The 21100-nt window shown below is 65.1% G+C and carries 23 protein-coding genes; 12 read left to right on the top strand and 11 right to left on the bottom strand.

The genetic code is table 11. The features are described from left to right. Positions 1-143: 143 nt before the first annotated feature. The 4 genes from rpmH to yihA all read left to right on the top strand — a co-directional run bounded on the left by rpmH (position 144) and on the right by yihA (position 3251). A complete protein-coding gene (gene rpmH, locus J6595_RS13170) occupies positions 144-278 on the top strand; it encodes a 50S ribosomal protein L34 (RefSeq protein WP_163465494.1) in 135 nt (44 codons plus the stop codon). Positions 279-312: 34 nt separating this feature from the next. Beyond that, complete coding sequence (gene rnpA / locus J6595_RS13165; RefSeq protein ID WP_209595032.1) at positions 313-702, top strand: ribonuclease P protein component; 390 nt, start codon at positions 313-315, stop codon at positions 700-702. Further along, a complete protein-coding gene (yidC, locus tag J6595_RS13160; RefSeq protein WP_209595031.1) occupies positions 702-2513 on the top strand; it encodes a membrane protein insertase YidC in 1812 nt (603 codons plus the stop codon). Before rnpA ends, yidC begins: the two co-directional genes overlap by 1 nt. 69 nt (positions 2514-2582) lie before the next feature. Continuing rightward, complete coding sequence (gene yihA, locus J6595_RS13155; protein WP_209595030.1) at positions 2583-3251, top strand: ribosome biogenesis GTP-binding protein YihA/YsxC; 669 nt, start codon at positions 2583-2585, stop codon at positions 3249-3251. 6 nt (positions 3252-3257) lie between these two features. Here yihA and J6595_RS13150 read toward each other — a convergent pair whose 3' ends face one another. The 4 genes from J6595_RS13150 to J6595_RS13135 all read right to left on the bottom strand — a co-directional run bounded on the left by J6595_RS13150 (position 3258) and on the right by J6595_RS13135 (position 6237). Further along, positions 3258-3737: an arsenate-mycothiol transferase ArsC gene (locus J6595_RS13150; RefSeq protein ID WP_209595029.1), complete on the bottom strand. Its 480-nt coding sequence runs from the start codon at positions 3735-3737 to the stop codon at positions 3258-3260. A gap of 145 nt (positions 3738-3882) precedes the next feature. Further along, positions 3883-4371, bottom strand: a complete 489-nt coding sequence (locus tag J6595_RS13145; protein ID WP_209595028.1) for a UPF0262 family protein — start codon at positions 4369-4371, stop codon at positions 3883-3885. Positions 4372-4384: 13 nt separating this feature from the next. After that, positions 4385-5677, bottom strand: coding sequence for a histidinol dehydrogenase (gene hisD / locus J6595_RS13140; protein ID WP_209595027.1), 1293 nt, complete (start codon positions 5675-5677; stop codon positions 4385-4387). A gap of 107 nt (positions 5678-5784) precedes the next feature. Continuing rightward, positions 5785-6237: a DUF2948 family protein gene (locus J6595_RS13135; protein ID WP_209595026.1), complete on the bottom strand. Its 453-nt coding sequence runs from the start codon at positions 6235-6237 to the stop codon at positions 5785-5787. A gap of 253 nt (positions 6238-6490) precedes the next feature. Here J6595_RS13135 and J6595_RS13130 point away from each other — a divergent pair, with 253 nt between their 5' ends. Beyond that, positions 6491-7672, top strand: coding sequence for an acyltransferase family protein (locus J6595_RS13130; protein ID WP_209595025.1), 1182 nt, complete (start codon positions 6491-6493; stop codon positions 7670-7672). Positions 7673-7711: 39 nt separating this feature from the next. Here the strand turns inward: J6595_RS13130 and J6595_RS13125 are convergent, their stop codons facing one another. Both J6595_RS13125 and J6595_RS13120 read right to left on the bottom strand, forming a co-directional pair. Then, a complete protein-coding gene (locus J6595_RS13125) occupies positions 7712-9028 on the bottom strand; it encodes an O-antigen ligase family protein (RefSeq protein ID WP_209595024.1) in 1317 nt (438 codons plus the stop codon). Continuing rightward, positions 8997-9977 carry a glycosyltransferase family 2 protein gene (locus J6595_RS13120; RefSeq protein ID WP_209595023.1) on the bottom strand — a complete coding sequence of 327 codons (981 nt, stop codon included), beginning with the start codon at positions 9975-9977 and terminating at the stop codon, positions 8997-8999. Before J6595_RS13120 ends, J6595_RS13125 begins: the two co-directional genes overlap by 32 nt. 50 nt (positions 9978-10027) lie before the next feature. Between J6595_RS13120 and J6595_RS13115 the strand changes: the two genes are divergently transcribed. From J6595_RS13115 to J6595_RS13100, 4 genes are read left to right on the top strand one after another with little or no spacing between them, the layout of a single operon-like run. Next, positions 10028-10195 (top strand): hypothetical protein, encoded by a 168-nt coding sequence (locus J6595_RS13115; RefSeq protein WP_209595022.1) that lies wholly within the window; start codon positions 10028-10030, stop codon positions 10193-10195. Positions 10196-10200: 5 nt separating this feature from the next. Further along, positions 10201-11439: a glycosyltransferase gene (locus tag J6595_RS13110; protein ID WP_209595021.1), complete on the top strand. Its 1239-nt coding sequence runs from the start codon at positions 10201-10203 to the stop codon at positions 11437-11439. A gap of 35 nt (positions 11440-11474) precedes the next feature. Continuing rightward, positions 11475-12248 carry a WecB/TagA/CpsF family glycosyltransferase gene (locus J6595_RS13105; RefSeq protein WP_342453182.1) on the top strand — a complete coding sequence of 258 codons (774 nt, stop codon included), beginning with the start codon at positions 11475-11477 and terminating at the stop codon, positions 12246-12248. Next, positions 12248-13204 carry a DUF6492 family protein gene (locus J6595_RS13100; RefSeq protein WP_425342153.1) on the top strand — a complete coding sequence of 319 codons (957 nt, stop codon included), beginning with the start codon at positions 12248-12250 and terminating at the stop codon, positions 13202-13204. Before J6595_RS13105 ends, J6595_RS13100 begins: the two co-directional genes overlap by 1 nt. On the opposite strand, the gene J6595_RS13095 is transcribed toward J6595_RS13100, so the two are convergent. Continuing rightward, complete coding sequence (locus J6595_RS13095; RefSeq protein ID WP_209595018.1) at positions 13176-14489, bottom strand: lipopolysaccharide biosynthesis protein; 1314 nt, start codon at positions 14487-14489, stop codon at positions 13176-13178. The two genes, J6595_RS13100 and J6595_RS13095, sit on opposite strands and share 29 nt — an antisense overlap. 30 nt (positions 14490-14519) lie before the next feature. Here J6595_RS13095 and J6595_RS13090 point away from each other — a divergent pair, with 30 nt between their 5' ends. Together J6595_RS13090 and J6595_RS13085 are read left to right on the top strand one after the other, a co-directional pair. After that, positions 14520-15692, top strand: a complete 1173-nt coding sequence (locus J6595_RS13090) for an endo-1,4-beta-xylanase (protein WP_209595017.1) — start codon at positions 14520-14522, stop codon at positions 15690-15692. Between the two features lie 172 nt (positions 15693-15864). Continuing rightward, positions 15865-17913: a GumC family protein gene (locus tag J6595_RS13085; RefSeq protein ID WP_209595016.1), complete on the top strand. Its 2049-nt coding sequence runs from the start codon at positions 15865-15867 to the stop codon at positions 17911-17913. A gap of 21 nt (positions 17914-17934) precedes the next feature. Here the strand turns inward: J6595_RS13085 and J6595_RS13080 are convergent, their stop codons facing one another. From J6595_RS13080 to J6595_RS13070, 3 genes are all read right to left on the bottom strand, one after another. Then, positions 17935-18498 (bottom strand): type 1 glutamine amidotransferase domain-containing protein, encoded by a 564-nt coding sequence (locus tag J6595_RS13080; RefSeq protein ID WP_209595015.1) that lies wholly within the window; start codon positions 18496-18498, stop codon positions 17935-17937. A 153-nt stretch (positions 18499-18651) separates the two neighbouring features. Continuing rightward, positions 18652-19200, bottom strand: coding sequence for a regulatory protein RecX (locus tag J6595_RS13075; RefSeq protein ID WP_209595014.1), 549 nt, complete (start codon positions 19198-19200; stop codon positions 18652-18654). Between the two features lie 149 nt (positions 19201-19349). After that, positions 19350-20291, bottom strand: a complete 942-nt coding sequence (locus J6595_RS13070; RefSeq protein ID WP_209595013.1) for a LysR substrate-binding domain-containing protein — start codon at positions 20289-20291, stop codon at positions 19350-19352. 133 nt (positions 20292-20424) lie between these two features. Between J6595_RS13070 and J6595_RS13065 the strand changes: the two genes are divergently transcribed. After that, positions 20425-20733: a hypothetical protein gene (locus J6595_RS13065; RefSeq protein WP_209595012.1), complete on the top strand. Its 309-nt coding sequence runs from the start codon at positions 20425-20427 to the stop codon at positions 20731-20733. A 96-nt stretch (positions 20734-20829) separates the two neighbouring features. Here the strand turns inward: J6595_RS13065 and J6595_RS13060 are convergent, their stop codons facing one another. Next, the gene (locus J6595_RS13060) at positions 20830-21081 is read right to left on the bottom strand and encodes a hypothetical protein (RefSeq protein ID WP_209595011.1); all 252 of its coding nucleotides are present in this window, start codon (positions 21079-21081) and stop codon (positions 20830-20832) included. Positions 21082-21100 lie beyond the last annotated feature (19 nt).

The raw sequence follows: 21100 nt of genomic DNA, 5'->3' as shown, positions 1-21100 counted from the left end.
TTGCCGCTTCGCCTTCCTATAAGCCCTCCAAGCGAGCGGGCGGCGCTCCGCGCGACGGCGTTCTGCGCTCGGATGGCCGCGCCGGTTTCCCGGATCACACACGACTGAAGGGCCCGCGTTCTTGAAACACGCGGGATTTGACGATGAAGCGTACCTATCAGCCTTCGCGGCTCGTCCGCAAACGCCGCCACGGCTTCCGTGCCCGCATGGCAACGAAGGGTGGCCGCAAGGTCATCACGGCGCGCCGCGCACGCGGTCGCAAGCGCCTGTCGGCCTGACGCTGGCCCGGGGGCGGTCGCATGACCGCCCGGCATGGTCGCGGAAAAGCTCAAGAAGCGCGCCCAGTTTCTGGCAGCGCGCAGGGGCCGTCGCTTGAACGGCCCGTTTTTCTTCGTCGAAGCGCTGGAACGCGGCGACGAGGGTCCGCCGCGCTTTGGCCTGACGGTGACGCGCAAGGTCGGCAATGCAGTCGAACGCAACCGGATCCGCCGCCGCCTTCGCGAGGCGATCCGCGTCACCGCGGAGGCTGACATGGCGCCCGGCATCGATTATGTGATCGTCGCGCGCCGCGACGCGATGACGGCGCCGTTCACCATCTTGTCGCAGGAATTGCGGCGACGCTTTGCCCGGATGGCCGGGCCGAATCGCAAGGCGGCCGCCAAGGGACACGACGTGCCCGGGGGCCGATCGGGGTCTGATTGATGGAAAACAACCGCAACTTCCTGATCGCCATGGCGCTCTCCATTGCGGTTCTCGTCGGCTGGCAATTCTTCGTGGTCAGCCCGCGCATGGACGCCCAGCGTCAGGTGGCCGAGACCAGCCAGGCGCAGCAGGGTTCGCTGCAGACGCCGCAGACACCGGCCGGCACAGAGCAGAGCGACACGGCCGCGCCATCGGGCCGCGAAAGCGTGATCTCCAGCCCGCAGCTGCCGCTTTCGGAAGACCGCGAAGCCGTCCTTGCAAGCGGCCAGCGGATCCCGATCGACACCCCGCAACTGTCCGGCTCCATCAACCTCACCGGCGCGCGCATCGACGACCTTCGCCTGAAGCAGTATCACGAGACCGTCGACGACACGTCCCCGACCATCGTCCTCCTCTCCCCCGAACAGCTGCCCAACGCCTATTTCGCCGAGACCGGCCTGATCGTCGACGGCAAGGGCCCCGTCGTCGGCGCTTCCACCAAATGGCAGGCTCCCGAAGGCGCCAGGCTGACGCCGTCGACGCCGGTCACGCTGACCGCCGAGGCCGACGGTCTGACGATCAACCGCACGATCTCCATCGACGACAACTTCATGTTCACCGTCGAGGACTCGATCGCCAACACCGGCGGCGCCGCCGTCAGCGTCAAGCCCTATGGCCGCGTGGTGCGCTATTCCAAGCCCGAGGTCGCCTCGGCCTATGTCCTCTTCGAAGGGCTGCTCGGCGTTTTCGGCGACGAAGGCCTCAAGGAGGTCAAGTACTCCGCGATCGAGGAGGACAAGAAGGACGCCGAACCCACTTCCACCACCGGCGGCTGGCTCGGCATCACCGACAAATACTGGGCGACGACGCTGATCCCCGAGGGCTCGCGGCCCTTCAACAGCCAGTTCCTCTATCTGACCGGCCAGCGGCCGCATTATCAGACAGAGTTCGTGTCCGATCCGATCCAGATCGCCCCCGGCCAGACCGCGACCGAAACCACGCGGACCTTCGCCGGCGCCAAGGTGGTCGACATCATCGACGGCTACGAAGACACGCTGGACATCCGGCAGTTCGGCCAGCTGATCGACTGGGGCTGGTTCTATTTCATCACCCGCCCGATGTTCCATGCGCTGGACTATATCTACAAGCTCGTCGGCAATTTCGGCGTTGCAATCCTGATCGTCACCGTCGTCCTGAAGCTGTTCTTCTTCCCGCTCGCCAACAAGTCGTACAAGTCGATGGCGCGGATGAAGACCGTCCAGCCCAAGATCATGGAGATGCGCGAGCGCTTCAAGGACGACAAGCAGAAGCAGCAACAGGAGATGATGCGGATCTACAAGGAGGAGAAGATCAATCCGGCAGCCGGCTGTTGGCCGATGTTGATCCAGATCCCGGTCTTCTTCGCGCTCTACAAGGTCCTCTACATCACCATCGAGATGCGCCACGCGCCGTTTTTCGGCTGGATCCAGGATCTTGCGGCGCCCGATCCGACGTCGATCTTCAACCTGTTCGGGCTGATCCCGATCACCCTGCCGCATCTTCTCATGGTCGGCGTCTGGCCTCTCCTGATGGGCATCACGATGTTCATCCAGATGCGCCTCAATCCGACGCCGCCGGATCCGACCCAGCAGATGATCTTCACCTGGATGCCGGTGATCTTCACCTTCATGCTGGCATCGTTCCCGGCCGGTCTCGTCATCTACTGGACGTGGAACAACACGCTGTCGATCATACAGCAGAGCGTCATCATGAAGCGCAACGGCGCCAAGATCGAGCTGTGGGACAATCTGAAGGGCACGTTCCGACGAAAACCCAAGACCTCGTCTTCCTGAAGAGATCGAAAGGCGGACACTTCATGTCCGCCTTTTTCGCGCCAGCCAGTGGCGAGAGAAGGCCGCGACATGACCCCACCGGATGCCCCCTCTACAGAGGCCAGCGAAGCCGACCGGCGCTTCTTCGCCAAGCCCTGGGTGTTCGTGCGCGGCGTGCCGGCACTGAAATTCCTGCCGCCTGAGGGGCCGCCGGAGATCGCCTTTGCCGGCCGCTCGAATGTCGGCAAGTCCTCGCTGATCAATGCTCTCCTTGGACAGAAGGGTCTTGCGCGCACTTCCAATACGCCCGGACGAACGCAGGAGCTGAACTTTTTCGTTCCTGACGGCTATGGCGTGGTCGAGGCCGGGCTGCCGCCGATCGTCCTCGTCGACATGCCGGGCTATGGCTACGCCAAGGCGCCCAAGGACCAGGTGGACGCGTGGACGCGGCTGGTCTTCGACTATCTGCGCGGGCGGCCGAGCCTGAAGCGCGTCTTCCTTCTGATCGACGCGCGGCACGGCATCAAGGCGAATGACGAGGAGGTGATGAAGCTCCTCGACAAGGCAGCGATGTCCTATCAGATCGTTCTCACCAAGACCGACAAGATCAAGGCCCCTGCCGTGGACAAGCTGGTTGTCGAGACCCTGGAGCGCACGAAGAAGCGTCCCGCCGCCTTTCCGAGCCTGATCGTCACCTCGTCGGAAAAGGGCGTCGGCCTCGACGACCTGCGCGAGGCGGTCCTAACGCTGGCGGAATGATCCGCTTCAGGCGCCGAAGCGCTTGGTGATCCTCTCGTCGAGGCGCTTCAGGACGTCGCGATAGGCCTCGAGGATCTGCTCGCGCGAGCCGGTGACGACGGAGGGGTCGGGCATCGGCCAGAACTCGACATCGACCGAAGCCATACCGGTCGCGTCTAGCGCGGCGTGATGCGCCTCCGGGGCCATGGTGACGATCAGGTCGAAATAGCCGTCTTCGAGGTCTTCGTAGCGCTGCGGCTCGCGCTCGCCGAGGCTGAGGCCCCGCTCGGCCAGGACGGCGTCGACGAAGGGATCACGCTGGCCCTGGCGAACGCCGGCAGAGGCGAGATAGACGGTCTGTGGCAGGATCTCGCGGGCCAGAGCCTCGGCCATCGGCGAGCGGATGGAGTTCATCCCGCACAGAAAGAGAACGGAGGAGACTTTCGCGCGGGACGCCGCACCCGAGGCGCCGGCCTCTTGCGGCTCGGGCTCCTCCTCAGTGCTCATGCAGCCACCCCTCGGCGCCTGGCATCAACGTCAGCGCCGCCCGCAGGCCGGTCGATCCGGGCATGGGCGGGGACCTTCGACCGCGCGATGTCGCCTGGCGACCAAACGACCCAAGGAAGGACGCTCTTGCGGGCCGTCATCGGTGTCAGTTCCGCCAGTGGAGGACGCAGATCAGCGTGAACAGCCGGCGCGCCGTGTCGAGATCGACCGCGATCTTGCCCTCCAGACGCTCGATCAGCGTCTGCGACCCGTCATTGTGGATGCCGCGCCGGCCCATGTCGATCGCCTCGATCTGCTGCGGCGTCGCCGAGCGGATCGCCTCGTAATAGCTGTCGCAGATCATGAAATAGTCGCGGATCACCTTGCGGAAGGGGGTCAGCGACAGGATATGGGTGACGAGCGTCTCGCCGGCCTCGTCGCGGATGTCGAAGACGAGGCGCTTGTCGACGAGGGAGAGCTTCAGCTTGAACTTCACGCCCTCCGGCGCGCCGACGGGATCGAAGACGTTCTCCTCGACGAGATCGAAGATCGCGACGTTTCGTTCATGCTCGACATCTGGCGTCGCGCGACCGATGGTTTCGTCGAGTTCGACGTCGATCAGGCGACCGCTTCCCGCTTTGCTGTCATCGGCCATCCGACCATCCCTATCAGAGATTGAGCCGGATCGCGACAGAACGTCCGTGTGCGTCGAGCCCTTCGACCCTTGCCAGCTCGATCGCCGCGGGGCCGAGCTCGCGCAGCTGGTCGGGCCCGAGCTTCAGGATCGATGTCCGCTTGACGAAATCGAGAACCGAGAGCCCCGACGAGAAGCGCGCCGACCGCGCGGTCGGCAGAACGTGGTTCGAGCCGCCGACATAGTCGCCGATGACTTCCGGCGTGTGCCGCCCGAGAAAGACCGCGCCGGCGTTACGAAGCCTGGAAAACAGCGCTTCGGGGTCCTCGACGGCGAGTTCCAGATGCTCGGGCGCGATCCGGTCCGACAAGGGCGCCGCGTCGTCGAGCTGCGGGACGACGATGATCGCGCCATGCTCGGCCCAGCTCGCAGCCGCCGTCTCGGCGCGTGAGAGCGTCTTCAGCTGGCGCTCGACCGCTGCCGCGACGGCATCGGCGAAACCGCTGTCGTCGGTGATCAGGATCGACTGGGCGGCGGTGTCGTGCTCGGCTTGGCTGAGGAGATCGGCGGCGATCCAGTCCGGATCGTTTTCGCCATCGGCGATGACGAGGATTTCCGAGGGTCCGGCGATCATGTCGATGCCGACGTGACCGAAGACCTGGCGCTTGGCGGCGGCGACAAAGGCGTTGCCGGGACCGACGATCTTGGCGACGGGGGCGATCGTCTCGGTGCCATAGGCCAGCGCGGCGACGGCCTGCGCCCCGCCGATGCGGTAGATTTCGGACACGCCGGCGATCTTCGCGGCCGCAAGCACCAGCGGGTTCAGCGCCCCGCGCATTGCCGGAACCACCATGGCGATCCGCGCGACGCCGGCAACCTTTGCCGGGACCGCGTTCATCAGTACCGAGGACGGATAGCTCGCCATTCCGCCCGGAACGTAGAGACCGACGGATTCGACCGCCGTCCAGCGGCTGCCCAGCTCGACACCCGCAGCGTCGGTGTAGCGGTCGTCCTTTGGCATCTGCCGGCGGTGGTGGGCGGCGATCCGCTCATGGGCGAGCCGAAGCGCATCGAGGGTCGCGGGCTCGGTTTCCTCGTAGGCCGCGTCGATCTCGGCCTCGGTCACGCGCATCGTCGCCGGCGTCAGCTCGAGCCGGTCGAACTGCTGCGTGAGCGCGATGACCGCCTCGTCGCCTTCCGCCCGGACCCTTGCGACGATCGCGCGGACCGCCGCATCAACATCGGCCGACTGCTCGCGCTTGGCGCCGAGAAGGGCGACGAACTCCCGTTCGAAATCAGCATCGGTCGAAAGGAGGCGCCAGGGCAATTTCGATGTCCTCTTTGTCTGCCGCGAGCGGGCAATGAGACTTCACGGAAAATGACCGGCACGCGCCCGGCTGCGGCCCGCCCGGCTGCGTCCATGACAGACCCTGGTCAGGCGCCGTGCTTGGGCCGGGCCAGCGTTCCCCAGGCACCGCCCACATCGGCGAACTGCGCCTCGATCACTTCGACCTCCAGCCTTATCGCGGAGCCGCCGGCAAAGACAAGTTCGACGACGCCCGACGGCGCCTCGCTCGGCTCGAACCGAATGGCCAGAAGGACGAGCACGTCGTCGGGCGTCAGCCGTTCGAAGCCGAGCCGCGAGGCCGCCCGCACCCGGTCGAAATGCAGGATCGACCGGCGGCGCTCGTAGTCGGGCCGGCGAAACAGGGTGAAGCGCTTGGGCGGAACGAGCTTTTCCCACACGAAGCGGTTCATCTCGACGACGAACTTGCTTTCGGAGGGAGCGTAATGAAGCTCTTCCACCCGGATCACGGAATCCTGGCAATGGGCCGAGACGATCGCAAGGTCCTCCGCATCGACGGCGAGCAGGCGCAATTGATCCATGCGGACGGGAACCTCGGTTTCGAATGAAAAGATCTCAAGGCGCCTCACTTAGGCCCAGGGCGCCATGCTGCAAGGAAGCGCCTGTGGCGATCGTGCGACACGGTTGATGGCGTCACGCAAAATCGGCCCTCGCTTACGATCTGCGAAAGGCACAGTGCATCTTTAACGCTTCCTTTCCGTCAAGATGCGAGATATCGCCGTCCGTTCGAGAGTTCGGATCGGATATGTCGTACCAGGAAGGAAGGCCGGATCGATGATCGAGGGCCGTGCGGCAGTGAAGAATGACGGCGCGCGCTTTCAGGCGCTCGACGGCTGGCGCGGCGTTTGCGCCCTCCTCGTCGTATGCTTTCATGCGCCGGTCACGGGGTTCGCCGAGACGAGCGGCCTCATCCGCCACGCCTTCCTGTTCGTCGACTTCTTCTTCGTCCTGTCCGGCTTCGTCATCACCCATGCCTTCTTCGAGAAGCTGCGTGAGAGCCGCGACTTCGGCCGGTTCTTCCTGTTTCGCCTGTTCCGGGTCTATCCGCTGCATCTGTTCATGCTCGTCCTTTATGTCGGGTTCGAACTCGCGCTGCTGCTGACCAGGGGGCCGGGCTCGGCCTTTGAGGGCGGGACCTCCGTTCCGGCGCTCGTCTACAATCTCCTGATGGTACAGTCTCTGGGCTTCCTCGACACGTTGAGCTGGAATTATCCGAGCTGGTCGATTTCGGCGGAGGTCGTCGCCTATGCCTGTTTCGGCCTGGTGATGGTCACCGTGCCAAGGCTGATCGTGCCGCTTGCCGGCCTTGCCGTCATCGTCGGACTGCCGATCATCGCCGTGGTCCACGGCGGCATCGACGTCTCATCGAATCTCGGCTGGCTGCGATGCGTTGCCGGCTTTGCCGTCGGTGTGATCCTGCGCCGGGTCGTCTGGCGCGACGAGGCGAGACGGCAGAGCCAGTCCCATGCGCTAAGCTGGAGCCTTGCGGAACTCGCCGCCATGGTCCTCGTCGTCGTGTTCGTGGTTCTCGTCGGCGGGACCGTCCTGTCCGTCGCCGCGCCCCTCGTCTTCGGCCTGGCGCTCTATGTCTTCGCCCATGAGGGCGGCATCGTCAGCCAAGGCCTGAAGTCACGCCCCTTCGCCTTTCTCGGTCTGATTTCCTATTCGATCTACATGACCCATGCCTTCGTCATCGACCGGTTCCACAATGTCGTCTCGGCCATCGGGCGGATGACGGGCCAGGAGCTCTTTTTCACCGCCGCCTATCAGCGCGAGCTCATCGCCACACCCGGATGGCTGGGCTCCCTCATTCTCCTCGCCATCATCGTCGCGACGCTTCTCTTCAGCGCCATCACCTGGCGCTTCGTCGAACAGCCCGGAATGGCGCTCGGCCGCCGCCTGCTCGCCCGGTCGAACCAGGGCGCGGGAAGCAGCGGGACGCCCCAGGCGGCCTGAGCAGATCACGGCACGGCGCGATGGACACGTCGCGGGCGATCAGCCCGTTGCCGGCTCGATCCTGTGGCGGGCCAGAAGCCGCAGTCCGACCACGGCGAACCACACCATCATCCAGACCGGGTTCGCGCGCTCGAAGAGGAAGCTCTCGAGAAAGGAATTGAGGAGGAGGTAGAAGAGGATCATCAAAAGCGAATCGCCGAGCCGCGTGCTCTCGGCGTCGCGCGGCATCCGCGCATAGTCGACGAGCGGCAGGATCACCAGCATGAAGACGGCGATGACGAGGCCGGGAATGCCCATCGAGATCGCCACGTCGAGATAGCCGTTGTGGGCATTGGGGCTGCCGCGCGGATCCCAGGACAGCTCGAAATTCTTCTCGGTCCCCGCGACGACATTCGTCTGCCAGAATGCGTTGAGGCCGAAGCCCGTCCATTCGTGGCCGTGCCAGACTTCCACAGCGAAGCGCCACAGGTCCATGCGCCCCGTATAGGTGGTGCCGGGGGCCACCCACTGGACGATCGCGTCGAGCGTCGGCGAAAAGATCGTGCCGAGCGTCAGGAGCGCCATCGCGACGATGGCGAGAAAAACGAAGACGCTGAGAAGCACGCGACCTGTGACGAGCCGCCCGAGGATGACGATGAGCGTGACGAGAGGCAAAAGCCCCGTCGACGTCTTCGAGCCCGTGTGGAGGACGAAGTTGCCGGCAAGTCCCATGATCAGAAGGCCGATCCACACCATGCGCGCCCGCAGGAGATAGACCCCGAAGAAAAACAGCGAGCCGATCACGGCGCCGGCGATGTTCTTGTGCGAGAAGATCCCCCGCCACAGTCCGATATGGTCGGGCTCCGAGCCCGAGCCGTCGTTGATCGCCAGATGTGGAAGGGCGATGACGCCGAAATAGGACAGGCCAAGGACGGCAAAGGCGGCAACGACGAGCACCCAGCGAAATGCCCGGGCGTCCCGGGGAAAGGCGTAGACGCCGGTCACCGCCGTCATGGCGAGCAGCGTAAACAGCGCCGACCTGATGGCATTCTCCGGGCTCGGCGCCCAGAGCGCGCTGGCAAAGAGCCACGCCGCCATGAGGATCCAGGTCGGCCGCAGCAGCGAAACCAGCACATGCCGGTCGGACAGAAGCAGATGGCCGGCAATGACGACGGCGGCCAGCGAGGAATAGCCGAGCTGATTGGCGAGATCGCCCGAATTCAGATTGCCGCTGAATGTCACGACGAAAGGCGTGAAGGTGACGAGAACAGCCGACAGCACGGCCGCCGCGATGAAGAAACCGGCAAAGCCGATGAAGTCTATCGGCGGAGCGCTCTGGCCGGCGTCAGTTCCGTTCAGCCTGGCGGTATTGCTCATTGACCCGTCCGAATTCCGCAAGAAGCCGCCCGATCGCGACCTGGCAGTGATAAAGCCCGATCGTCGCCGAACCCGTGCCGAGGCCGAGTTTCAAGGAGCGCCACGGCGAGACGGCGAGGAGAGCCAGGCTCTTGGCGATGCGCCTTGCCGCGCCACGCCTGCCCCGGCTTCGGCGCCGCTCGATGATAGCCGAAATCGCCCCGTTGCGCAGTCCCCGGGCATTCAGCCAGGAAAATTCCGTCCGCCGCGCCGGCACGGTCTCGAAGACGGGCGCCTCGGCACACCAGCCGAAGCGAAAGCCGCGCTCCTTGCAGCGGGAGTAGAAGTCGGCGTCGCCCCCGCCAATGAAATTGAAGGCGGTGTCGAGAAAAGGCGCGCCCATCGCCTCGAGCACATGGCGCCGGACGAGGACGTTGCCGGAGGAATACAGGATCGGCACTTCCCCCGTCGCCTTGTAGTGGGGCGTGAAGACGGGGTGCTTTTCGTAGATGGGCTCGGCGCCCGCCTCGAAGCGCGGCACCTGCGGACCCCCGACGATATCGGCGCCGAGCGTGTCGGCCGCCTCGATCAGGCGCGCCACCCAGTCCTCGGCGGCGATCTCGTCGTCGTCGATGACGAGGATCTGGCGCAGATTGGCGAAGCGCTCCAGCGCGGTCGTCCAGCCGGCATTGTAGGCCGAGCAGTTGCCGCGCTCATGGGCGACGAGAATGAGCCCTTCGAGCGTGCCAGCTTCGAAGAGCGGCCGCGCCGCCTGAAGCCCGGCCCTTCCCTCGGCGTCGTTTTCCATGACGATGACGGCGACACCCGGCGCGCGGCACTGGGCGCGAAGACTGTCGAGCGTCAAGAGAAGATGTTCGGGCCGGCGAAACGTCGGCAGCGTCACGACCGTCACGATCTCGGCGTCGATCAGGCCCGGCGAGGCGCATTCAACGGTGATCGCTTGCGACATGCGGAATTTCTCGCCGGTTCAGGGTCCAACGGCACGGTAGGCCGAGTTTCATGAAGAAAGTCTGGTCCTTGCCGCAGAATTGCGTGCCAAAGGCGGCAAACTTGCCAGAATTCGACGGCAGCGCGAAACGCTGCAAGAGCGAAGTTTCCGTGACCAGCTTTAGGCGGATCGAAACCTGCGGGCCCTACGGTGTCGGCATTGACGGGCAACCGGGCTGAGGCGAATGCATCTTCTGTTCCTATCTTCGCTGCTTCCCGACGGCCAGCCCACGACCGGCTTCGAGATCGCCAATGCCGCGATCCTTTCAGCCTACCGCCGACAGGGCGTTAAGCTGACGGTCGCCGGATTTCGCCGGGAGGGCGCGCGCCCGGCAGAAGAGGGCGAGATCGACCTTGGAACCATCGTCCTCGAAAACGCCGCCGCGACGCGGGGCCGGAAAGTGCGATGGCTCCTCGGCGCCCTCGCCTCCGACCGCACGGTCGCGGCGGAAAAGCTCGCGGGCCTTTCGAGGGCCGATCTCGGGCGGCGCCTGGCGCAGGCCGGCCCCGTCGACGGCTACGTCATGAATTCCGTGCAGATGCCGATCGCCTATCCGTTTCTGGCGGACGAGAGGCCGGCGATCTTCATTGCCCACAATGTCGAACATCGCTCGGCCGAGGAGAATGCCGAAAATGCCGGCCATCCGGTCCACCGCCTTCTCTACCGGCGCGAGGCCCGGCTCCTGAAACGCAACGAGGCGCGGATCTGCCGTTCGGCCGCCGTCATCCACACGCTGAGCCGGGACGATCGCGCGGGCCTCGGCCTCGCAGACGATCAACGCGCCATCCCGCTCGCGCTGTCCATCGGCCGCGGCGCGCCGGCGCGCGACGCGGGCGAGCGGCGCCAGGACGTCGGCCTGATCGGGACCTGGAGCTGGGCGCCGAACCGGGTCGGCCTCGACTGGCTGCTCGAGCATGTCGTCCCGCTTCTGCCGGCCGATATCGAAGTGGCGATCGCCGGCAGGCTGGACGGCTCGCCGCCGAAAGCGCCTGAAAATGTCCGCTTTCTCGGCCGCGTGCCCGACGCACAGGACTTCGTGCGGTCCTCCCGCGTCATCGCGCTCGCCACCAAGGGCGGCACCGGCGTCCAGCTGAAGACCATCGAGACCTTCGAGGAAGGCCTGCCCGCCGTCGCGACGCCCGCCGCGCTTCGCGGCATCGACGCCGTGCCCGCGAATGTGCGCGTCGCCGACGACCCGCAGGGCTTTGCCGCAGCGCTCGTCGATCTCGTCGCGGCCGAGCGCGCCGGCGCTTCGCTGAGGCTCGACGGCTCGCGCTTTTCACGAGATCAACAAGCAGCCCTCGACGCCGGTATCGCGCGCGGCCTCACGCTGTTCGACGCCGCCCGAAATAACCCGGCGGGAACCGCGATTTCAGGTACGGCGCCCCAAAATCGCCGCTCTCAAGCGCCGGAGCGTAGCTGATGCTTGTCGAAACCGCGGAAACAAGGTCGGCAAGCGTGAAAAGCGCCACGCTGCGGGGAAACCAGATGGAAATCGCCAACATCGCGATAGCGGATCTGTCAGGCGTCGAAGCGATTTCGTGCGTCGCCGCTGCGGTCGAAAGCCGCCAGCGCCTCAATGTCGGTTTCATCAACGCCCACTGCGTCAATGTCGCCCGGCGCGATGCCGGCTATCGCGAGGCGCTCGGCGAGTTCCTGCTTCTGCCGGACGGGATCGGCGTCGATGTCGGAGCAAGAATTCTCCACGGTCGGCGATTTGCGGAAAACCTCAACGGTACGGACTTCGTGCCGAGGCTTCTCGCCGCCTTGACGAAACCCTGCCGGATCGCCCTCGTCGGCGCGGCACCGGGGGTCGCCGAGCGCGCGGCCGCCGGATTGTCCGCCGTCGCGCGGCAACATGAGATCGTTGCTGTCGCCGACGGCTATTTCGGCGAGGCGGGCCGTGGCGAAGTCCTCGACAAGCTCGCGGCTTTTCGACCCGACATCGTTCTCGTCGCCCTCGGCGTGCCGGCCCAGGAACTCTTCATCGCCCGCCATCTCTCGGAGGGCCACGGCACGGTGTTCGTGGCGGTTGGCGCCTTGTTCGATTTCCTTGCAGGCAGCGTCGTCCGCGCTCCCCGGCCGGTGCGCAAACTCCGGCTTGAATGGGTCTGGCGCCTTATGCTGGAACCGAAACGACTGTTCCGCCGCTATGTTGTGGGAAACCCGGTCTTCCTGAAGGACGTCGTCCTCGACAGGCTGCGCGGTGCCCGGCGTAACACAAAAACGTGATGCTGAGACACTTTGAAACACTGAACCGGCCATTCGGCCGCTATGTTGCGGGGCACAATCAGCGGAGTGAATTCATCGTGCCAACGGCCATCGCCACTGCCAGCTACCGTGGCGATTTCGACCGCTGTCGATTGCTGTGCGAGAGCATGGATGCGCGCGTGCGCGGGCACACCCGCCATCTGATCCTCGTCGAGGCCGCCGACATTCCCCTGTTCAGACAGCTCGAAGGTCCCGGACGCGAGATCGTCGATGAGCGCGATCTGCTGCCGTTCTTTCTGCGCCCGTTTCCCGATCCGACGACCTTGGGCCGGCGGCGCGTCTGGCTGTCGCCCTACGGTCTGCCGTTGCGCGGCTGGCACGTGCAGCAGCTGAGGCGGATCGCTCTCGCCGCAAGCCTCGATGAAGAGGTCATGGTCTCGATCGATTCCGATGTCGTGTTCCTGAGGGATTTCGACGTTTCGGCCTTCTCTCCTGGCGGGAAAACCCTGTTCTTCCGCCGGCCGAAAGCGATGTCGGACGTCGCGCCGCCTTACAGGGACGAACATCTCGCCTGGTCGCGCAAGGCCGGCAAGCTTCTCGGCATCGATGCGCCGGAGACGACCGATACCGGCTATGTCGCGACCCTGATCCCCTGGCGGACCCTTGCGGTCAAGGCAATGGTCCAGCGGATCGCAGAGGTTGCGGGGCGCCCATGGCTTTCGGCCCTCGCCGCAACGCGCATCCTTTCCGAATGCACGATCTATGGGCGTTTCGTCGAAGAGGTCGAGGGCCGAATGGACGAATACGTGCCGACCGAGGCATCGCTCTGCCGCATGTACTGGTCTGGCGCGCCGATGGATCGCGACACGCTGATGCGCTTCGTCGAAGGCCTGGAGCCGGATCAGGTCGCCGCCGGCATCCAGTCCTTCACCGCCACCGATCCGACGTTCATTCGCCAGGTTGCGGGGCTGAGCTGAAGCGGGCCGGCAGCCAACGGACCGGCCGTCGCTGCCAGTCGAGCATGGTGTAGCTCGCCGTCGCCGACGCGATCCACAAAGCGAGGAAGACGACATTGAGGCCGACGATCCAGTCGATCTGATCGGGATAGCCGCGCAGGAGCGCGATCAGGAGACCGGCCTTGATCAGCCCGACACAGGCCATGATGACGGCGCGGCTGGTCGTCTGTCCGCGGGCATAGAGGAGCTCGCCCTCGTATTCGACGAGATTGCGGAAGGCTGGAACGAGGAGCGCCATCAGGACCAGGGGCGCGGCATCGGCGACGTTGTCCCCGAGCGCGCGGGGAAAGAAATGCAGGACGATGCCGAGAAAGGCGAGGCCCGCGACCGAGACGGCGGCGATCCCCGCCTCGATGCCCCAGCGCACGCGCCAGGCGGCGATGAGATCCGCAGACTTCATCAGCTTTTGCACGATCATCGTGTTGAACGAGCGGATCGGCAAGGCGGTCAGATCGATCAGCCGCATCAGGATCGCGTAGATGCCCGCCGTCTGCGGCCCGCCGAACGAGAGCACGAGCAGCTTGTCGAGCTCGGACTGCAGATAGAAGACGATTTCCGCCCCGGCGACCGCCAGGCTGTCGCGCATGCGGGCGAGATAGAGATGCGGCGTCCATCTGAGCCGCCGGCGCGGATAGCACAGGATCACCGCGCCGAGCATCGAAAGGGCGTTGGCGCCGAGATAATAGAGCGCCCAGGTCGAAAGCGTGCCGTCGGCAAGGCCGACGAAGGCGAGCGCTGCGAAGGCGCGAACGCCCGATCCGGCGACGACGATGACGGCGCCCGTGAAGAAGCGGCCGAGGCCGTTATTAACGATGACCACGACCTCGAGCGAACGCCAGCAGAGCACCTCGGCAAGGACCACGGCGGCGAAGGCCGCCGGAGCCATGTCGCCTTCGAAGAACACGAGGAAGAAGCCGGCAGCGGCCAGAGCGACGACCGGCAGGGAGGCGAGCAAGGCGGCCAGAAAGCCGGCGGTATAGGCCCCGATCAGGCGGGGCCGGCGGGTCGCCGTCCGGTAGAGCGGCGAGACGAAACCGAAGCCTGCGATGCGCGACAGGACGACGCCGGTCGCCGAGGCCGTGGCGAAGAGCCCGAAGTCGGCGACGGACAGGCCGTTCGCCACCGAAACGAAATAGGCCAGCGACAGAACCAGTCGCCCGGCCGAGCCCGAAAGCAGGGACGCATAGTCACGAATTAGACCGAAGTTCTCCTTACATCTTCCGATCCAGTATGAGCGAAGTGACATGACTGCTTTCCCAGGAGGAGGGGACGCCCAATGAAATCTGCCAACGACACGACAGGCCGGTTGTCGTCGCAGCCGCGCGGCGACGATCGCAGCGCCGGCATATCGACGTCCAGCATCCGCGAGAAGCCTACCACACGACCCTTAACACGTCGTTCGCTGCTCGTCGGCGCCGCTGCCGCGAGCGTCGCTCTGCCTTCGCTCGGCCGGTCCCGTTCCGCTTACGCCGCCGATGGCAGGGTGCCCTTCGGCGCGGCGATCCAGACCGAGCTGATGAACGGCGATCCCTCCTATCGCGAGCTCTTCCTGAAGAACTGCGATCTCGTCATGCCGATGAACGCCCTGAAGTTCAGCCTGCTGCGGCCGACCCGCGATATCTGGGACTTCGCCCCGGCCGACAAGGTGGTCGATTTTGCCCTCGGCAACGGCAAGACCACGCGGGGCACCTGTCACGTGTGGTGGGGGGCAACGCCCGACTGGGTCAAGGCGATCGAGAGCCCTTCCGAAGCCGAAAAGGTGCTGGTCGAGCATATCGAGCGTGTCGGCGATCGCTACAAGGGCAAGCTTCGCGGCTGGGACGTCGCCAACGAGGTCGTCGCCAACGATCCGCTCTACGAAAACCGCTCGCTCCGCGACACCTACTGGCTGCGCGTTCTCGGCCCCCGCCACATTCCCATCGCCTTCAAGGCGGCGGCGAACGCCGATCCCGCGGCGGACCTCGTCCTCAACGACTACGATCTGGAATATCAGGGTCCGCATTACGACGAGCGCCGGACCATCGTCCTGTCGATCGTGCGCCAGTTACAGGACGCCAACGTCAAGATCGACGCCGTCGGCCTGCAGGGGCATCTTTATGCCGACAAGGTGATCGACGTCGACGCGATCGACCGCTTCCACCGGGACCTCGATGCGCTCGGCGTCAAGCTCATCGTGACCGAACTCGACATCATCGACTGGAAATCGCCGGCCGGAGCGCAGTCGCAGGACAAGACGGCCGCGGAGCTCGTCACCCGGTTTCTCGATGCCGTCTTCGCTTTCAAGGCGCCGGAACTCGTGGTTTCCTGGGGCTTGACCGACCGCTATAGCTGGGTGAACGACGTAATGCCGCGGCCGGACGGAGCCGAGAGCCGGCCGCTCCCCTTCGACCGTGCCCTGCTGCCGAAACCCTGGTTCGAGACGCTTCGCAAACGCCTGGCCGAGGCCTGATCGCCGGTCTCAGCAAAGCCGCCATCATCGACGATCGGCCGGTGAAATCGGCGCGATCCAACTGGATATTAATGGTTTCTTCAGCATAAACCTTGATTTTGTGCGGTGATGGTTGTGATTTATTCACCTTTGGGTGGTGCGAATGTTTGCTAGAGCCGGCTCGCAACAGAGCTTGAGAGGATCCGACGCATCGGAAGCCCGGGCTGACGCCGGATTTCCGACCCGCTCGGATTCAAGCTCCCTGTTCGATCCGCTGCAGGTCCTCGCCGAAATCTGGTCGCTGAAATGGCTCGTCGTCCTGTTGACCCTTCTCGGGATCGCGGCGGGCGTTCTTCTGGCTCTCTCCACGCCCCATAAATACACCGCCGTCTCGGAGGTCTTCATCGACCCTCGGGACATCAAGGTCGTGCAGAACGAGGTGACGCCGAACGGCCTGCCGAGCGACGCGACCCTTGCTCTGATCGAGAGCCAGATTGCGGTCATCTATTCGAACGACGTCCTGATGCCTGTCGTCGACAAGGCCGATCTGGTTCAGGACACCGAATTCAACGGCGACGCGAAGACCCTTCTCACGCCGCTTCTGTCGCTGTTCGGCGACAAGGACGACGACGACGAAACCATCCGTCGCCGCGAACTGGTCACGCTCGCCAATCTTCGCGACGCTTTGAACGTGACGCGCGATCCCAAGAGCTTTGTCCTGAACATCGCGGTCACCAGCCGAAACCCCGAAAAAGCGGCGAGTCTTTCCAACCTCGTCGCCGATTCCTTCATCGACCAGCTGGCGAAGGTCCAGTCGGACACCGCACGGCGCGCCAGCGACGCCCTCTCCTCGCGGCTGACCGAGCTGCGCCAGCGCGTCGTCGCCGCCGAACGCGCGGTCGAGACATACAAGAGCGAGAACCGGCTCGTCGGCGTCGGCGGCCGCCTCGTCGACGACGACTACATCGTCAGGATCAACGATCAGCTGGCCAAGGCTCGCGGCGACACGACGAGCATTCGCGTGCGCGCCGAGCAGATGAAGAAGGCGAGCGTCGACGACGTCGTCAAGGGCACGTTCCCCGAGGAACTCACATCCGACACGCTCAACCGCCTGCGCAACAGCTATTCCGAACTCGCCCAGCAGACGGCCAACCTCGCCTCGACGCTGGGGCCGCGGCATCCGCGGCGGATCGCGGCCGAGCAGGCGCTTGCCTCCGTTCGCGAGGCCATCCAGCAGGAATTGCAGCGCATCGTCGCGGCGGCGCAGACGGAGCTTGCGCGAGCCGAGGAGACCGACCGCGAGCTGACGGCACAGGTCAATACCCTCAAGGACAAGCAGCTGAAGACCAGCGCGTCCTTCGTCAAGCTGCGCGAGCTGGAGCGTGAGGTGGACGCCTCGCGGGCCGTCTATGAGGCGTTCCTCCTGCGGGCACGGGAAACCGGAGAGCAGGAGGGCATGAGCACGGTGAACGTGCGCGTCATCTCGTCCGCCAACCCGCCGCTCAACCCGTCGAGCACCAGCCGCAAGCTGGTGGTGATCGCGGCGACGATCGCCGGGCTGATCGTCGGGCTCGGCCTGGCAGGCGCGATTGCCGGCATCCGGCTGATCCGCCGCTTCATCGGACAACGTCGCGCCGAGGGCCTGCAGACGCAAGGACCGAGCCGGCAAGCGTCACGCGCGGGCGCAATGGTCCCTGCCGCAACAGCCATGCCCGCCAAAGAGGCGCCCGATGGCCTCGACCGCGACGAGCGGTATGACGATGACGACCTCTCGTCGGCCGTGCGGCCGACGATCCATCTGTCGCCCGAACAAATCCGCCGGGTCGTCCCCGAGCGGCCCCGACGGGGGAAGGGCCCGCAAGGCCAGGACCAGATGGCCGACCGGGTGTTTCTTGCCGAAGCGATCCTCACCGAGACCCTTGCGAGACCGGCGCTGGCCGTGCAGCCGGATGCGGCTGGCGATGACGGGGAGCACGGCGCGAGACGTGCGACCACCATGGCGAAAGCGGAAGCGGCCCTGCCGCCGCGCTCGCGTGAGGAACGCGACATCCTGCGCGAAAAGCTCCGCACGATCGCCGAGCAGGCGCGATTCGACGACGAATCGCAGGAACGGCCGAATTTCGCCGTCTACAACGAAGACATCGCCCGCCTGCAGAACGACATCCTCGCCGTCAAACAAAACCTTGCGGAAGCAAGAAGCCGGCGAAGTTCGCTCAGAACTCCACCGGCCAGTTCGGCGTGATCAGTTCACGCAGCCGAGAAATCAGGCCGCGCGGCGATCCGGGTGGCGGCCTTCCTCGACCTCCTCGATGATCTTGGCGATGAACGCCGGCAGGTCTCCGGGGTTGCGCGAGGTGATCAGAGCCTCGTGACAGACCACGGACTCGTCCTGCCACTTGCCGCCGGCATTGACGAGATCGGTCTTGATCGACTTGTAGGACGTGACGTTGCGGTCACGCACGACGTCGGCCTCGACCAGCAGCCAGGGGGCATGGCAGATGGCCGCCAAAGGCTTCTTGGAATTGAAGAATTCGCGCACGAAGCTCACCACCTTGGCATCGGCGCGCAGGACGTCCGGATTGATCTGGCCACCTGGCAGGACGAGAGCGTCGTAGTCGGCCGTGCGGACCTCGGAGAGCTCCTTGTCGACCGGGATCTTCTTGTCCCAGTGATCCTGATCCCATCCAGTGATCGAGCCGCCCTTGGGCGAGATCACGTGCACGGTCGCCCCTGCCTCACGCAGCTTCTCCAGCGGTTCGGTGAGTTCCGACTGCTCGAAGCCGTCGGTGGCGAGAATGGCGATCTTTGCTTCGGTAATCTTCGGCATGATGATTGACCCTTCAATATCGACACCAGGTCTCGAGCGACGATCACAAGATGTCGCGAGGGATCGGCGTCTTGTTGCTGTTGTTGATGAGACAACGAGGGCAATCGATCCCGGTTCCGTCTCCCGAGGGAGATAAATCATTGGACGGGCTGTTCAATCCGGTCCGAACGATGGCTTTTCCGTGACATCTGGCTCGGCGTCGACGGCCGCGATCGCAAGTCGCATCGAAAATCCGGCACGGATCATCGCGGCAATTTCCTTGTCGCGGCGATCACCGCGACCGGGACTTCGGTAAGGGCCGAAGCGACGCCTGCGGGCATAGGCCATGGCAGCTGCCTCTTCCTCGGTCTCATCGGCCGCAAGCGTCGCATCGACGATCTCCCGGGGAAGGCCCTTCTCGATGAGCTTGGCCGCCGTCATGGCTCGTGAGGTTCCCCGCCGCCGCAGACTGGCGACCCTTGCCTCGGCATAGGCCTGATCGTCGACGAGACCGAGTTCGACGAAGCGTGCGACGGTGGTTTCGACGAGAGGCTCATGGGCCTCCGGCGCCTCGCCGAGGGCGAGTGCCCGCCGCAAGACCTTGCGCCGCAGGACCTTGCGCAGGTTCTGCGAGGATGTGGCATAGCGCTCGAGATAATGGGCGCCGGCGCGCATCAGCCAATCGGCGCTGACGGGCTTGGTCTTGACGGGCTTGTTTGCCATTCCCGCTTCATAAGCCGGGCGATGCGGCATGGGCAATGGCGCGGGTGCGCGCCATGATGCCGTCTGGCCGCAATCGGCATTGCCCCTGCGGCATCGGCCGGATCTCGAAATCGATTTACGAACCAGCACGATGCGCAGCTTCGACGGCTTCAGGCGGCGTCGACGAAATCGGCGAGGCTGTCGCACTTGCCCTGAATGAGCCGCGTCATCCGGTCATGGGCGAAATCGACAAAGGCGCGGACGGCCGGGAGCATGGATCGGCGCGAGGGGAAGGCGAGGTGCAAGATCTCGGTTTCGCCGGACCACTCCGGCAGGACCCGCAAGAGCTCCCCCGACTGGACCATGCTGGCGGTGAACAATTCGGGGAGGATCGCGATGCCGCCGCCGTTCCTGGCGGCCTGGGCGAGAACCGCGAGCGCAGGCGACATCAGGCGTGGCTGGATGCGCACACTGCGTCTTTCGCCATCGCGGTGGAGCAGGCGCCAGTTGCCGCCGTCGTCCGAGTCCCTCGCCAGTGTCTCGTACCGTGTCAGATCCTCGGGTGACTTCGGCAGGCCGGTGCGCGCCAGATAGGAGGGGCTGGCGACGAGCGACCAGGGCACTTCCGCAATCTTCTTGACGATGAGGTCGCCATCGCCGGGTCCGTCGAGCCGGCCGCCGCGAATGGCGACGTCGATCTGTTCTTCGGCGAGGTCGAAATGGCGCATGCCCAGGAGCAGGCGGACGCGCACTTTCGGGTAGAGCTCCAGGAACTCCGGCAGTCCGGCGCCGAGCGTCGCCGCGCAGGCGCCGGGGAGCGCGGCGACCGTCACGAGACCACGCGGTTCGGCGCTCATTGCCGTCGCCAGCATTTCCGCCGACTGAAGCTCGGCCACGGCGACCCGGCACTTTTCGTAGAAGTCGCGGCCCAGCGCCGTGACAGCGAAGCTGTGGGTCGTGCGCTCGATCAGCCGGACGCCGAGGTCCTGTTCGAGTGCCATGATGCGCCGCGACAGGGTCGATTTTCCAACTCCGATGTCCCTCGCAGCGGCGTTGAAGCCACCGTTGCGCACCACCGCCTCGAAATAACGAAAGTCGTTGAGATCGTGCATGCCTTGTCCCGCATATGGGACAGGATGTCCCATTAATATGTCTACAGGACTTTATGTCCCGCTGATAGACCGCAATCAGGGTCTGAAGCGGTGATGCCGCGTGGCCTTGTGTATCATCGAGGAAAGTATGACGATGAAGAACTCTCTCGCTGTCGCAGCCATGGCTGGCGGATTGCTGTTCGCGCCGGCGGCGTCTTTCGCAGGCGGATTGGTGCCGGGATCGGGCGCCGACTTCACCCCGGCCCCGAAGGTTGAAAAGACGACGACCTACCGGGACGACGACAAGATCTCGACCGGTTCGACGAAGTCCTACGGCTCCCAGGCGAGTTCGTCATCCCGCAGGACCCTCACGCAGCAGCAGTCCCGCGCCGAAAACGACTCCGGCTTCGTCCAGCGCCGCGCGATCCTGGTCCCGGGCTCCGGAGCCGATTTCACCAAATAGATAATGCAAAAGGTCCGGCGCATGCCGCGTCGGACGATATCGAAGCGTCTCGCCCCGCGCCTTGCGGGGCCTGACACGGCTTCGGCAACCGGCGGGTCAGCGCTTGTCCTTCTCGGCGGAGGGCACATAGCGGCTGTTCGGGCGAGGCGGGGCATCTGCCAGTCCGGCGACCCAGTCGAAGAACCGCGTCACCGCGACCGAATCGGTCTTGCCGACGACGATGTCCTTCTGCGGAAACTCCTTCAGCGCCCGGTAGCGGCGCAAGGCCCGCTCGGACAGGCCGAAATAGGCCCGCAGCTCCTTGTCGGTCATGAAGCGCGGCCAGTGCGGATCGGGTTCCTCGGACATGAGGTGAGAGATGCCCGGG

The organism is Jiella mangrovi, assembly GCF_017815135.1.
Lineage (GTDB): Bacteria > Pseudomonadota > Alphaproteobacteria > Rhizobiales > Rhizobiaceae > Jiella > Jiella mangrovi.
Note: the sequence above shows the minus strand (reverse complement) of the source record. Positions and strands in the feature narration are given on the sequence as shown.

Bases quoted from the DNA above. Each gene is read 5' to 3' on its own strand.
- rpmH (WP_163465494.1), top strand. From the start codon at position 144: ATGAAGCGTACCTATCAGCCTTCGCGGCTCGTCCGCAAACGCCGCCAC.
- rnpA (WP_209595032.1), top strand. From the start codon at position 313: ATGGTCGCGGAAAAGCTCAAGAAGCGCGCCCAGTTTCTGGCAGCGCGC.
- yidC (WP_209595031.1), top strand. From the start codon at position 702: ATGGAAAACAACCGCAACTTCCTGATCGCCATGGCGCTCTCCATTGCG.
- yihA (WP_209595030.1), top strand. From the start codon at position 2,583: ATGACCCCACCGGATGCCCCCTCTACAGAGGCCAGCGAAGCCGACCGG.
- J6595_RS13150 (WP_209595029.1), bottom strand. From the start codon at position 3,737: ATGAGCACTGAGGAGGAGCCCGAGCCGCAAGAGGCCGGCGCCTCGGGT.
- J6595_RS13145 (WP_209595028.1), bottom strand. From the start codon at position 4,371: ATGGCCGATGACAGCAAAGCGGGAAGCGGTCGCCTGATCGACGTCGAA.
- J6595_RS13135 (WP_209595026.1), bottom strand. From the start codon at position 6,237: ATGGATCAATTGCGCCTGCTCGCCGTCGATGCGGAGGACCTTGCGATC.
- J6595_RS13130 (WP_209595025.1), top strand. From the start codon at position 6,491: ATGATCGAGGGCCGTGCGGCAGTGAAGAATGACGGCGCGCGCTTTCAG.
- J6595_RS13125 (WP_209595024.1), bottom strand. From the start codon at position 9,028: ATGAGCAATACCGCCAGGCTGAACGGAACTGACGCCGGCCAGAGCGCT.
- J6595_RS13120 (WP_209595023.1), bottom strand. From the start codon at position 9,977: ATGTCGCAAGCGATCACCGTTGAATGCGCCTCGCCGGGCCTGATCGAC.
- J6595_RS13115 (WP_209595022.1), top strand. From the start codon at position 10,028: ATGAAGAAAGTCTGGTCCTTGCCGCAGAATTGCGTGCCAAAGGCGGCA.
- J6595_RS13110 (WP_209595021.1), top strand. From the start codon at position 10,201: ATGCATCTTCTGTTCCTATCTTCGCTGCTTCCCGACGGCCAGCCCACG.
- J6595_RS13100 (WP_425342153.1), top strand. From the start codon at position 12,248: ATGCTGAGACACTTTGAAACACTGAACCGGCCATTCGGCCGCTATGTT.
- J6595_RS13095 (WP_209595018.1), bottom strand. From the start codon at position 14,489: ATGTCACTTCGCTCATACTGGATCGGAAGATGTAAGGAGAACTTCGGT.
- J6595_RS13090 (WP_209595017.1), top strand. From the start codon at position 14,520: ATGAAATCTGCCAACGACACGACAGGCCGGTTGTCGTCGCAGCCGCGC.
- J6595_RS13080 (WP_209595015.1), bottom strand. From the start codon at position 18,498: ATGCCGAAGATTACCGAAGCAAAGATCGCCATTCTCGCCACCGACGGC.
- J6595_RS13075 (WP_209595014.1), bottom strand. From the start codon at position 19,200: ATGGCAAACAAGCCCGTCAAGACCAAGCCCGTCAGCGCCGATTGGCTG.
- J6595_RS13070 (WP_209595013.1), bottom strand. From the start codon at position 20,291: ATGCACGATCTCAACGACTTTCGTTATTTCGAGGCGGTGGTGCGCAAC.
- J6595_RS13065 (WP_209595012.1), top strand. From the start codon at position 20,425: ATGAAGAACTCTCTCGCTGTCGCAGCCATGGCTGGCGGATTGCTGTTC.
- J6595_RS13060 (WP_209595011.1), bottom strand. From the start codon at position 21,081: ATGTCCGAGGAACCCGATCCGCACTGGCCGCGCTTCATGACCGACAAG.